Annotated in this window: 11 protein-coding genes; all 11 read right to left on the bottom strand. The window is 39.1% G+C overall.

Going from position 1 to position 13,620, the window contains the following annotated elements:
* Positions 1-464: 464 nt before the first annotated feature.
* The 11 genes from metF to AB8E63_RS03220 all read right to left on the bottom strand — a co-directional run bounded on the left by metF (position 465) and on the right by AB8E63_RS03220 (position 13,577).
* Positions 465-1,325, bottom strand: coding sequence for a methylenetetrahydrofolate reductase [NAD(P)H] (gene metF, locus AB8E63_RS03270; protein ID WP_036753042.1), 861 nt, complete (start codon positions 1,323-1,325; stop codon positions 465-467).
* Between the two features lie 62 nt (positions 1,326-1,387).
* Positions 1,388-3,637, bottom strand: a complete 2,250-nt coding sequence (gene metE / locus AB8E63_RS03265) for a 5-methyltetrahydropteroyltriglutamate--homocysteine S-methyltransferase (RefSeq protein WP_075229839.1) — start codon at positions 3,635-3,637, stop codon at positions 1,388-1,390.
* A 243-nt stretch (positions 3,638-3,880) separates the two neighbouring features.
* Complete coding sequence (locus AB8E63_RS03260; RefSeq protein WP_368909919.1) at positions 3,881-4,243, bottom strand: TIGR02328 family protein; 363 nt, start codon at positions 4,241-4,243, stop codon at positions 3,881-3,883.
* Positions 4,227-4,631 (bottom strand): YbgA family protein, encoded by a 405-nt coding sequence (locus AB8E63_RS03255; RefSeq protein ID WP_368909918.1) that lies wholly within the window; start codon positions 4,629-4,631, stop codon positions 4,227-4,229. Before AB8E63_RS03255 ends, AB8E63_RS03260 begins: the two co-directional genes overlap by 17 nt.
* Positions 4,632-4,711: 80 nt before the next feature.
* Positions 4,712-6,313, bottom strand: a complete 1,602-nt coding sequence (locus tag AB8E63_RS03250; protein WP_368909917.1) for a type I restriction-modification system subunit M — start codon at positions 6,311-6,313, stop codon at positions 4,712-4,714.
* A gap of 34 nt (positions 6,314-6,347) precedes the next feature.
* A complete protein-coding gene (locus AB8E63_RS03245; RefSeq protein ID WP_368909916.1) occupies positions 6,348-6,935 on the bottom strand; it encodes a hypothetical protein in 588 nt (195 codons plus the stop codon).
* A 12-nt stretch (positions 6,936-6,947) separates the two neighbouring features.
* The gene (locus AB8E63_RS03240) at positions 6,948-8,198 is read right to left on the bottom strand and encodes a restriction endonuclease subunit S (protein ID WP_074324835.1); all 1,251 of its coding nucleotides are present in this window, start codon (positions 8,196-8,198) and stop codon (positions 6,948-6,950) included.
* On the bottom strand, positions 8,195-8,986 hold the full coding sequence (locus tag AB8E63_RS03235) for a DUF4393 domain-containing protein (protein ID WP_006148912.1): 792 nt from the start codon (positions 8,984-8,986) through the stop codon (positions 8,195-8,197). The genes AB8E63_RS03240 and AB8E63_RS03235 overlap by 4 nt, the downstream gene beginning before the upstream one ends.
* A gap of 35 nt (positions 8,987-9,021) precedes the next feature.
* Entirely contained in the window at positions 9,022-10,020 is a 999-nt protein-coding gene (locus tag AB8E63_RS03230; protein ID WP_006148913.1) for a type II TA system antitoxin MqsA family protein, read from the bottom strand.
* A 47-nt stretch (positions 10,021-10,067) separates the two neighbouring features.
* Positions 10,068-10,466, bottom strand: coding sequence for a hypothetical protein (locus AB8E63_RS03225; protein WP_006148914.1), 399 nt, complete (start codon positions 10,464-10,466; stop codon positions 10,068-10,070).
* Positions 10,467-10,586: 120 nt separating this feature from the next.
* Complete coding sequence (locus tag AB8E63_RS03220; protein ID WP_368909915.1) at positions 10,587-13,577, bottom strand: type I restriction endonuclease subunit R; 2,991 nt, start codon at positions 13,575-13,577, stop codon at positions 10,587-10,589.
* Between the last annotated feature and the right edge of the window lie 43 nt (positions 13,578-13,620).

Here is a 13,620-nt window from a genome sequence, read left to right as displayed (position 1 = left end):
GCCTTGCCTACAAAAATCAAGATATTTTGGACGTTTCGGCTTGCCGAACATTTCTGTAGAAAAATAGGAAGGTGACGCCGCACTCGATGAGTGCTAGAAAGCTTATCTTTTTTCCTAAGAAATGAGGCCAAAATTCAATTATGAATCTTTTTTATATTTCTCTGAAACAGTGCGGACGGGAGGTAAAATTATCCAGTGGATGATTTTAGAAATCCAAGGAATTTCACTATAGCGTGAAATATCTTTTAACACTCACTTCGTTCGTATTTTTTATAGACACCAATTTTTAGATTTTGATTAAAAATTAATCGACTATTAAAAATCGTTAAAACCTAAATACCCTCATCTTTGTATCAAGTACGTACAGAGTCTATTTTATCATATTTTTCTTAAAAAGTACGGTCTTTTCTATAAAAAAGGAACCATTCTGCTATGAAAAGAAGAATGGTTTGCTTTTGATTATTTTAAGGTTGGTGATTGAACAAGGCATGGGTTGCTTGGTGAATGTACTGAGCAGTGTCTGCGTTGTTCATGGTGTAGAGATGCACGCCTGCTACGTCTTGCGTTACCAAGTCCACGATTTGATCTACTGCATAGGCAAGTCCTGCTGCTCTGAGTGACTCAGGGTCATTCTCATACTTGTCCAAAATAGCCTTGAACTTACGTGGGAGATGGATATTCTCACAAGTCTTCAAGAGACGAAGCGCTTGGTTACGATTGAGGATTGGCATGATACCTGCATGAATGGGAACATCAATCCCTGCCAAGGTACACTTGTCTTGGAAATCGTAGAAACGCTCATTATCAAAGAAAAGTTGCGTTACTAGACTAGAGCATCCTGCATCCACTTTTTTCTTGAGATTTTGGATATCTGAGATTTGGTTTGGCGAATCCGGGTGCCCTTCTGGGTAACAAGCTCCAATAATATCAAAGTGTGGCGCCTGTTCAGTGATAAACTCAATCAAGTCTGTGGCGTAACGGAAATCCTTCTGTGGCTCAACACCTGGAATGATATCCCCACGCAAAGCCAAGATTTTCTGAACACCAACTTTATCCAAATCCGCAATGGTCTCAGCCACCTTATCCTTAGTCAAATAGATAGCTGGCAAGTGAGCAATGGTTGGAATCTCCAAGTCATTTTGGATATAGTCTGCCAAACGAACCGTCGTCTCTTTGATATTAAATTTATTATTACTAGCAGTCACACTGATGAAGTGTGGTGCCAAGCCCTGCATGTCTTTCAGGGCTGCGATAATTTTGTCATTGCCTACTTCTGGGTTTGGAGGGAAAACTTCAAATGAGAGGGACGGTGTTTGACGTGACATATGTATGAACCTTTTCTAGTTGATTTCTTACTGATCAACCGTGTAGAGAGAACTGTCTTTTCTTACAATTTCTCACGCGCAGCTTTCGCAGCGTCTACAAGGCGGATCAAGCTTTCTTTCGTTTCTGGGATACCACGTGTTTTCAAACCACAGTCAGGGTTGATCCATACTTTCTTGCTTGGTACTTTAGCAAGGATGGCTTCGATGGTGTGGTCGATTTCGCCTTCGTTAGGCACACGAGGAGAGTGGATATCGTAAACTCCAGGACCCACTTCTGTCTGGAAGTTTTGAGCTTTGAGTTCGTCCAAGATTTCAAGATTTGAACGGCTAGCTTCAAATGAGATAACGTCCGCATCCATGTTGTCGATAGCTGGGATGATATCTGTAAATTCTGAGTAACACATGTGAGTGTGGATTTGTGTATCTGGTGCTACTGTTGAGTGTACCAAGCGGAAGGCTGGAATAGCCCAGTCAAGGTAGTCTTCGTACCAGTCGCTACGACGGAGTGGCAATTTCTCACGAAGAGCAGCCTCGTCGATTTGGATGATTTTCACGCCTGCAGCTTCAAGGTCAAGAACTTCATCCTTGATTGCAAGAGCAATTTGAAGAGTAGAATCCTTGATAGAGATGTCTTCTCGTGGGAATGACCAGTTAAGGATGGTAACTGGTCCAGTCAACATACCTTTAACAGGTTTGTCAGTACGGCTTTGTGCATAGCTAGACCATTTCACAGTGATAGGGTTGAGACGAGTGACATCACCCCAGATGATTGGTGGTTTAACACCACGCATACCGTATGATTGTACCCAACCATTCTTAGAGAAGAGGTAACCTGACAAGTTTTGACCGAAGTACTCAACCATGTCATTACGCTCGAATTCGCCGTGTACAAGCACGTCAAATCCAACTTCTTCTTGCCATTTGATCCATTCGTCGATAGTTTCAGCAAGGAAGGCATCGTATTCTTCTTGAGACAATTCACCCTTACGGAAGGCCAAACGTTTAGCACGAACTTCTTTTGTTTGAGGGAATGAACCGATGGTTGTTGTTGGAAGAGCTGGAAGTTTGAAGGCATCTTCTTGGATAGCTTCACGTTCTGCAAAGGCTGGCAAACGAGTGTAGTCTGCATCTGTCAATCCAGCGATACGAGCACGAAGTTCCGCATTTTCGCCAACACGTTCAGTCGCAAAGAGTTCTTTGTTAGCTGCAAGAGCCTCTGCTCCTTGACCGTTGCGGATAGCATCCAAGTCACGGATTTCATCCAATTTTTCAACTGCAAATGCAAAGTGGTTCAAGATAGCTGGTTCAAATTCTTCATTAGCAGTTGTAAATGGCACATGAAGAAGTGAACATGAGCTTGTCAAAACGATGTTTTCAGCTGGGATTTGCTCAAGAACAGCCAAGCTCTTTTCGTAGTTGTTACGCCAAATATTCTTACCATTGACAATACCTGCATAAAGAGTCTTGTCAGCTGGGAAGCCACCTTTAACGAGTTCAAGAGTTTTCTTACCTTCAACAAAGTCAAGACCGATCGCATCTACTGGCAATTTCACAAGGTCAGCGTAAACGTCACGAACGTCACCGAAGTATGTTTGAAGCAAGACTTCAAGGCCTTTTTTGTCAGCCAAAAGCTTGTTGTAGATGTTCAAGAAGAGTGCTTTTTCTTCTTCTGTCAAATCTTTGACAAGAGCAGCTTCATCGAGTTGGATACGAGTCGCACCAAGTTCAGCCAATTTAGCAAAAACATCTTGGTAAGCAGCTACTAAGCTATCTACGAAATCTTCTGCTTTCACACCTTCTTCAAAATCTGATAATTGAAGGAAAGTGAATGGACCTACAAGGACAGGACGAGTGTTGAGACCAAGTTCTTTAGCTTCTTGGAACTCATCAAAGATCTTGTGACCAGCCAATTTTACTTGAGTGTCTTTTTCAAATTTAGGAACGATGTAGTGGTAGTTAGTGTTGAACCATTTCTTCATCGGAAGGGCACGCACATCCCCTTTTTCTCCTTGGTAACCACGTCCCAAAGCAAAGTAACGTTCAAGATCAGACAATTCTAAGTTTTGTACTGATGCAGGAACTACGTTGAAAAGGAAAGCAGCATCAAGGAAGTTGTCATAGTGAGAAAAGTCATTTGATGGGATTTCAGTGATGCCTTTTTCTTTGACGATGTTCCAGTGTTTCGCACGTAATTCTTTAGCAGCAGCCAAAAGTTCTTCTTCTGAGATTTCTTTTCTAAAGTATTTTTCAGTTGTAAATTTTAATTCGCGGAATTCACCCAAACGAGGGAAACCGATAATTGTAGTTGACATGTTTTGTCCTCCAAAAATTGTTGTTGAAACTATCTTAACAGAAAAGAAACTGTCTGTATAATTGTAAAAAATTAGGCTTTGATATAGTTTGAAACTATATCACGATTTAAAAGACAAAAAAAGATTTAGAGAAGATTCCCCAAATCCTTTGGTAAATATAGATTGATAGCCTTTCAAGGTTGCTATATTCTTCATAAAATGACAGTGAACTGACAGATACCTATGGCTTGTTATTATAAAAGACTATAGGTTGATCCCCTTTTCACGGAGATTAGCCAGACACTCCTCATAGTAGGCATGGTCATGCTCACTATAGATAGGACTTCTCAGCTTTTCCTCTGCTAAGTCTTGATAAGGAGGGCAGATCTTGCCACGGTAGTTCTTATCCAGCCACTCTGTACTGACCTTGTAGCCACGGTCAGTCATCTCCTCCATGATCAAGCGATGATAGGCATAGAGACGATAGGGCGAGTGGGTAAAGACATAGTCAACCGTCGCATGCTTTCTGCCCCAGCCATTGCCACGAAGGGCGCAACACTCTCGATGTTGCCCCAAGAGCTGAGGGCGGGGAAGTTGTGGTATCAAAGCTTCATGCCAAAGTCTCATGGGAGTCTCCTTTCAACAAGGTCGAATCTTGCAGATAAGCATTTGGGTAACGCTCAAGCAAATCTCTCGTCTTAGCAATTAATTCTTCTTTGGTGGCTTGACCAGAGTGATAACGATCCAGTAAAAACATATAATCCTTGCGTTCAGTCTCCGTTGCTTTCTTCTTAAAATAGCCCCAAATATGCTGAAAGGCATTGCAAACCTGACCCCTGTGCTCTGGAATCTGGCAGGCACGGTCAATCATCTCTTGAACCTGACTCACTTCTACCACTTCTTGCTTGAGATACTGGCGAATGTCCTTGTAAATATTGCTGGAATGGCTCAAAACAAGGTATTTGTTTTCCGCCCAGAGTTGCTGACAAAGGGCACGTTGGTTGTTATTTTCCATATTTCTCCTTAACTTCTACTAGTTCCCAGGAAATACGGAAACAAAGTTATTACTAAAAAATGAGCGAATTGATTACTCCATCATCCTTTAAAGTTTTTCAAAAACTCTTTGAGTTCAGCATCGGCTTCTGGTGTAGTTCCGTGGAGTTGGTTGAGCATTTCAAGCAATGAAGTTGTTTGGCTTTCGATTGCTTTATTTGTCTTGTTAATCTTGCTGACGATGTCTGTCAATGGCTCTACTTCTTCTTCCTCAAAGGTATCTACATAGCGAGGGATATTGAGGTTGTAGTCATTTTCGACGATTTCTTCATAGCTTGCTAAGTGGGCAAACTTGTCAATCTCTTCACGAGACTTGTAGGCTTCCAGAATCTTCTCGATATGAGCATCCGTCATGATATTCTGGTTTTTACCTTTATCAAACTCCTTAGAAGCATCGATAAAGTAAACATCACGATTGGTACGGTTCTTTTTAAGAATGATAACCGTAGTCGGAATGCTGGTATTAAAGAAGATATTGGCTGGTAGACCGATAACCGTATCAATAGCTCCTTCTTCTAACAAGGCCTTACGAATGGTTCCCTCCGCATTTCCACGGAAGAGAACACCGTGAGGAAGTACGATAGCCATGACTCCATTATCCTGCTTGAGGTGGTAATATCCATGCAGGAGGAAGGCAAAGTCAGCCTTGGACTGGGGCGCCAATTTCCCAAAAGGAGAGAAACGAGGGTCAGCCATAAAGCCAGAGCTTGCAGACCACTTAGCAGAGTATGGAGGGTTCATGAGAACCCCATCAAAGTTGGTCGGTTCTTGAGTTGGCCAGTCTTCATCCAGTGTATCGGCATTGTGTAGGAATTGATTCTCAACAGGAACGCCGTGTAGGATCATGTTCATCCGAGCTAGGTTATAGGTCGAAGTATTGAGCTCCTGACCAAAGTAGACGACTGTCTGCGGTTTATGAGAATATTTCTTGGCATTGAGCAAGAGAGAGCCAGACCCCATAGTCGCATCATAGATGGTAAAACCTTCCTGATCCTCACGACCCAAAAAGGCAATCTGAGTCATGAGCTTGGCAACAGGCTGAGGTGTATAGAACTCACCAGCTTTCTTACCAGAGTCGGTCGCAAACTGACCGATCAGATACTCATAGGCATCCCCCAGCATATCGCCAGCATGACCAGCCACATCTAGCACAGCCAACTCTTTCATGACTGCTGCTACCGTTTGGTTTTGCTTTTGCGGAGTTGCTCCTAGCTTTTTAGAGTAGAGGTCGATATCTTCAAAGAGATTTTCATAGAGGTCGTCACTCTGCTCGATATCACGAAAACCTTGAGCTAGATCTTCCAGCTGAAAAGTTCCCTCATTGACACGTGCTACCAGAGCCGTAAAGGTCAAGTCTGGCTTGATGATATAGTTGAGCTCGTCGTTCATGACAGAGACTAGATCCTCATGAGTATCCGAATCCTCGTAGTAGTTGCGATAGACCTCAAGCGCATCTTCAAGACTATCCGTCCCTTCTTCCATGGTCTCCGCCACGAAAAATAGCATCTTGTCAGATAGGTATTTGTAAAAGACCATGCCCAAGAGATAGGACTTGTAGTCGTTGGCATCCATCTTGGAGCGGAGAACATCCGCTGAGTTCCACAGGGCTTGGTAGAGCGACTGGGAAGTTTGTGTTGTTTCCATAATGTTTCTTTCTAATTTTTTAAAGAGATTGATATTAGTTTATAGGTCTCCAATCATTATCAATCCTGTTCTTAGATACAACCCATGAATTAGTAATTTCAAAAATTTTAAACTCATGGTATTTATCTTTTGAATCAAAATATGATATTCTAACCTCATCAAAATCATCGTTAACTTCTTTTTTATAAATAGAAAAACATAGGTCAAATCTTTTGATTTCATAGGCATCAATTAGAAATGAATATGCTCCATTATCGCCATAAAATAATATCTGATCGAATTTTTCATAAGAATTCGCTTGTTTCATTTTCACAACTTGTCTATTATTCTTATAGAGGACTAGATTTAGATTTCTAATAATTTGTTTCTTTGCTGTTGTATTATGTATTTCAATCCATAGAGGAACTGTAAAAATCATTCCACTTGCTGAATTTTCAAATCCCCAAGGCCTGCTAGATAGTTTATGATAAACCGATTTAATATAAACTTTAACTTTTCCTCTATTGGATAAAATAGTTGAAACGATTACTTGCAATAGAAATCCTATAAAAGAACCTATGAGTGAAAATAAAGCAGAATAAACTAACAAGGTAAACTCAAAGTGCTGAAATAAATCATTCAAATTAATTTCCCCCTATATAAACATATCCTGCAATAATTTCTTTTTCAGTGTTTCAAGCTGAGAAATTTTTTCTTGGTGGTCAGAGATGAGGTCATCGAGGTTGGAGAAATAGGCACTGATGGCACGTTGTTCCTCCATAGACGGGTAGTGTAAAACAACTTTTTCTAAATCGTTATTTCTTAAATGTACAACTGATTTACCTTGTGCTCTTTTAATCAATTCTTTCTGTTGACTCCCATTTGAAATGGTTAAAGCTAAAAAGATAGAATTCACTTTATTTTCATCTGGATAGATTATATTTAAATCACCACCCAAAATAATTCCTGATTTCTCAACAACTGATGCTCTTGAAATATCTTCTGCAGTTTCACCAGATGCTGGAACTATAACTTCTCCACCTTTACTAATCACAGTATTTATTTTTACTGTAGTAACAAAAGTATTAACTTTAGAAATTACAGTTTGATAATTAGTATAAAGTCTACCATATAGAATTATCTCTTTGCCCGAATTAACCAAGTCATTTTTGGTATAACCATTCCCTTTAGAAAAACTAGCTAATTCTTTTAAAGCTTGAACTTCCCACTCACCTTCAAATCCATTCAAACGAATCTCAGGAACTGTCTGTCTAACTTTAGGAAACATCTTGGAGAGCATGGTCACCTTGAGAGATTGGTAATTGACAAGATTGTTCTTGTAGCTAGCAAGAAGATCGTCGAGGGTGCGAAAGAGGGAACCGATAGCGGATTGTTCGGGATAGGATGTCATGCCAATCTTCCAATCTCCATATTCTTTCCCATTAACCCCTGGTTGACCTGAACGTTGTGAGGTGATCTCAATAAACTGCTTATACTTATCAGTAAGCGTCTGTTGAAAAATAAAATTCCCATCATATGAATCATGTAATCTTGCTCTGATTAAGAATCCAGCATAATAAACTTCACCATCTGATTCTCTGTAAAGATAGGTTTTCCCAACACTTGCACCAGTACGTGCGAATAGGAGATCATTAATCCGCAATTTATAATTTTCATATTCCTCTTCAGTAAAATTGACATCTGGAGAACTAAGTTTATCAGTTAAAAACAATCTAGAAGAATCATCTATATCTGTGATTCTAAGATATTTATGAATACCATCAAAATCCTTAGCAGAAGCATTTAAACCATATTCAATAGAATTTGAGACTTTACTCAAACAATCTTTAAACCAATTATGTTCGAATTTCTTAAATCTTATATTAGGAGTTTTTTCTTTTTTCATAATTTACAGACACATATTTTATAAAAAGTTTCCGACAGAGCATTTAACTTTATATATTTCTTTCTTTCTTTGACCTCATGGTTGATCATATTGGATGTTTTTATTTCACAATTTAACTTTTCGTATGTCTTAGCATACGTTGAGGATAAACGTACTAAATCATAATTCGAATCATTATTATAGTTATAACCATCAGGAATTTCAATCAAGCCTAATCTTGCCAAATTTGCTAATGCAACCAAAACAACATCATAATCTCTATTTAGCCATGTAATATTTTCAATTGTAGAAACTTCAGAAACTTCATCACTATTAGAAACATATAAATCAATAATAGGTCTTATTGGCATCTCCATTATATCTTTAAACACAATCGCATCTATCGGACTAAGCTGTTTTATTATCTCAATAAAAGATGGATGAACTTTGTCTTTCTTTCCTAATACCATTGCTTTTGATAATAAATTTGCATACAAGTCTCTAAGTTCCTCACTATCCATCGAATACGAGAGCGCAATAATTGCAGGTATAGCGACATGTGGCTCTGGGCTAACCAAATCATCTTCCTTAACATGCTTTAATCGTTCTGCCAAAAGTAATTTAGTTTTTTCAATATTATATTCTTTATTCAGTAACCACATATCTAAAGGCTGAAAAAGAGCATTAATCAGTTTAAGAGGCCTCGCGATAAATTGACCTACCTCCCTTATAGCTGGTTTCCCTCCGTCATCATAAATATTCGGAATTACTTCCTTACCGATTTTAATAAGATCCTCTTCCTCAAACATTAAATACCTCTACAATAAAATCTAACTAATAAAATTTACAAAGAACTTATTGCTCTATACTTTTCAAAACTATACATATAAATTTCGTCAACTCTCAGCATCTGATATTTTTCTTTAACTTTTACAAAGTAAGAGCCAATTAGTTCCTTTGGAATTACCTCATTAGATGGTTCTTCTGCTTTCGAATCACCACGCATAGTCAACCATGGTTCTTCTTCATGAGTAAATTCTTCTAATACTTTTCCATTAAATATAGCAAAATTCTTCAATATACTATCGATCAAACTACGTTCAAAAAATGTAAGTCCATCTCCAGGATTACTATTTAAATTCAATTGGATTGGATTATATCCAAAACTGCTATATTTAAAATAAACATCTCTATATACAGGACCATGTACCCACGCCTCACAGTCACTAAGAAAAATATAATCTTTCTTAAAAGCAAAATAAAATCCTTGTACATAATATAAAAGTTTTTGTAAAGCTAACGGTGTAATCTCATTATTTTTTGATAATAAATAGTGAATAACTTGAGTAAGTTTATCATCATTTTCATTATTTAAAATTTCGTCAACCTTTTCTACACTCTTATTAAATGCTACATCTGAAATATTATCTTTATTTGTGACCAAAATTTCTTTAAAAGTATCGGGTTTTTCTAATATTTCTTTCAATTTATCAGAATAAGCAGGTTTTGGAATATCACCAGTTAAATATCTTTGAATAGTATTAACTCCCCATCCCAAAAGTTGAGCTAATGGTTTAGCTCCAATACTATATTTTTTCGTAATATTTATTATATCTTCATTGGAGATAATACCATTCTCGCTCCTAAAAGCTTCATAGATAGCTTGTTTATTATATTCGTTAATTTCTTCAACATAAACAGGCTTATTACAATTAACACAATAAGCAGTCTTACCTGAAAAAGTATATTTTTTTCCTTTTAATGACCGTGTTAATTCTTCATCCACTACTTTATAATTTACAGACTCTAAGCAATTTTCGCATAATATTTTTTTATTATTCATTATTAGTCTCCTTTCAAGAGAGAGGTCTTCTCTTAAAGAGGGAAAATTTATTTGAATTGATAATTCAACGCTTTTGATTCATCCGGCCTATGAAAAGATACAACAACTAAAAAAGGTTGGTTTGCCTTATCATTTTTAATTATTATTTTAACGTAAACAATAACTTGCAACTCGTCACCAAATAAATCTGTTAAAGTAAATTCAGGCGCAAACAGATAATAATCTTCATGATTCCGTAAAACATCATACGGATGTAAACACTCACAAAAATCGCTATACTCGATTTGCATTAATAACTTACAAATTTCTTCATCCTTCAAATTAAATTCACTCATGAATTCTTCGTTCTTTTCACGATTTTCTCCAGTTGAAATCATGTAGCTTTTACTCTGAATTAGGCTTTTAATTTCTTCTAATAAATCTTCGATTTCTAATTTACTATACATTAAAAAGTATTAACCTTTCTGTTTAATTGCCATTTAGTTCCCTCCTTAATTACACATTAATAGTAACATTTTTTTTAAAAAAAGTCAAAAAAAGCACTATTTTTTTAAAAATAGTGCTTTTTATCTCCCAACCCTGAGTGGCTCAATCACTTCTTCAATCAGTTGGGTATAGGCTTCTTTGATTTGTTTTTTATAGAGGAGTGGGTTGAGGGCATCTGTCACCTCAACTTTATAGTCCTTGTAGCGCTGACTCTTGGTCAGTTGGCTTTCTCCTAGTTGTTTTTTAGCTCCCTTGCGGTAGTGATTGACATAGTAGCGGAGTTCATCTTCACCCACATACCAGGTCTTGCTAAAGTCTTGGATATGTTGCTGGATGACTGCTTCAATCATCTGGTCAAGAATATTAGCGATGGATTGACCTCTGTAGCGGTCAGGATTTGCCTGTACTTCTTGCCAAAGCTCTGAGATGATCTGGGCAAGGTTTGGATTGGTCTTCTCCAGACTTTGGATATAGGTATCCACTGCTTCTCTGTCCTGTACGCTGAGACTCTTTTCCTGACTTTGCTCTTGCTCGATCAGGCTTTGGATCAGGGTCAGTATATAGGCGTAGTTAATCTCATCGACTTGGATAGACTCTAGTTCGTAGTGGATATCCAGTGGCTCCCCATCCTCATCACCATCTTCTGAACGACTTTTAAGTTCGGCAAGGATATTTTGATAGAAGCCTAGATAGTTTTCCAATTCTTCTGCGGTTAGTCCAGTCTCTGCATAGATTTCTTCCTCGTCGTACTCTTTATAAACTCGGATAGAAGCCAAGTATTTATCAAAGGATTGATAAGCCTTGGCTAGTTTTCTCAATTCAGGTGTAGAGATTTGTTCGATTTGGAGTCCTTCTTCGGGGTCATCGGTGATTAGATTTCGGAAATCACTACAACTTCTCAAAAAGTTTCTCTTTTCTTCTTCCCAGCTAGGTGCTAGGACATCATTTTCTCCACCATTTGAGTAGAGTTTGAGGGCATTATCCACCGCTTCCTTAAAGGCTATAGGCTTTTGGAAAGTAATGATATGCCCATAGGTCTTACTAGAATCAAAGATACGGTTAGTTCGGCTAAAAGCCTGAATCAAGTCCTGCGGTTGCATGGGCTTGCGGTCGATAAAGAGGGTCGATAGACAAGGTGCATCAAATCCTGTTAAGAGACGATTGACCACGATAACCAAGTCTAGCTGTTCATTGCGATAGAGATACTTGTCTTGCTTACGGGCAAGGCGGTTATTAACATCAGTATTAAAGCCACGAAGATCCGCCATAGTAAAGTGAGTATCAAACTCTTGGTTATAGTCCTCTAAGACCTGTTTCATGTGGTCTTGGTTGGCTCTTGAGTCTTCTTCATTTTCAGTGACAGAGTAGGTGATGGTCGCCTTTGGGAAGTCCGGAAGAACCATCTTGACCCTCTCAGATACCTTGACTCTTGTCTGACCAGCCTTGACTCTTTTTAGAAGGTCATAGTAGGCTTGGGCTTGAGGGATGGACTTAACCGTCAGGATGGCATTGTAGGTATTGCCGACTCCTTTTTGGAAGCCTAGTTGTTGGCGGGATTTATTGATAATGGCATCCAAGACTTCCAGCATGTGCTCCTCATTCTCGTAGACGGTATCTGGTATTTCATTTTCAGACTGGTCTGTAATGAGGGTATTGCGATAATCCACCTTAAATCCTAGGACAGCTCCGTCATGGATGGCTTCCTTGACTGTATACTCATGGAGGCGGTCTCCATACTGTTGCTGGGTGGTTTGAGCTAGGTCGCCGACTTGCTGGCGTTTATTTTCCTTAAAGATAGGGGTGCCTGTAAAACCATACCAGAGGGACTGAGGGAAAAAGACTTTAATGTCCTTTTGTGTTTGTGGCGTCACGGCACGGTGGCATTCATCTACGACAAAGGCCACTCGGAGTCCCTTGATTTTGTCCGCATCTCGTTGGTAAAGGCCTTGGTCAAACTTGCGCATCATGGTAGTGATTTTCTGGATGGTAGTCACCACGACACGCTTATCATTACTACCTAGTCGCTTGACCAAATCATGGGTATTATCCGTTTCATCGATATCAATGACATCATTGGTGGCATAAGAGAGGAAGGATGAAGTGGTCTGTTGGTCCAAGTCCCTGCGGTCAACGACAAAAATCGTCTTTTGGATAGATGGGATTTGAAGGAGGTTCCTCGCCACCTTATAAGAAGTCAGGGTCTTTCCTGAACCAGTTGTATGCCAAACATAGCCTGATGCTTGTTGGCGAGAGGCTTCTTGCACTGCTTCGATGGCATGGATCTGGTAGGGGCGCAAGAGGATGAGAGACTTCTTGCTATCATCAATGACAGAATACTGCATGACCATCTGATGGGCACGAGGGATAGAAAGAACTTCATGGGCAAAACTAGTCAGGTTTGTCACAGGATGATTATCCTTATCCACCCACTTTGTTAGAAATTGCTTGTTGAGTTTATTTTCACGAGCTGCAGCGATATAGCGAGTATCTACTTTGTTCGTCACAACAAACATCTGCAAGCTAGAGTAGATGCCACGGAATTTTCCTTCACGGTCATATTTTTTAATCTGATGAAAGGCATCGATAAATGCTGCTTGGGTGCTCTTGAGCTCGATTTGAATCATGGGTAAGCCGTTGATGAGAAGAGTAACATCCAGTCTACGGTCTTGGTCCAGAGGATTTACTTTTTCTCGTTGGACTTGATTGACAACTTCGTAGCTAGACTTTCCTGCTGCGATATTGTCACGCCAAATGACTGACAAACGGATGGTACCTAGGCTCGCATCTTCTCTTTGAACCTCGACTTTGGCAATGCCGTTTTCACCGACCAACCACTTGGCAGCATCATAGTAGCTGACAAAGTTGAGTTGGTTCTGAATTTGGCGTTTTTCCTGCTCAGTCAAGGGATGGTCTGCTAGCAGAGCAACGTTGTTTTGGGCTAGTTTCTCAAAGAAATTGTCCCATAGTTGTTCTTCTGTTTTTAGGTCTTCTCTATAAGTCCATTGGCTTTCACCAGTTACCAGCTGGTTTATCAGTTGTTTTTCTATTTCCAGTTCTGGTTTTACCTGCATCTATATTTCTCCTTCAGGGACAAAATTCTCCCTATTATTATAT

Origin of the sequence: Streptococcus sp. oral taxon 061, from assembly GCF_964211575.1 — a bacterium.
Taxonomy (GTDB): Bacteria; Bacillota; Bacilli; order Lactobacillales; family Streptococcaceae; genus Streptococcus.
This window is presented reverse-complemented; position numbering and strand designations above follow the sequence as displayed.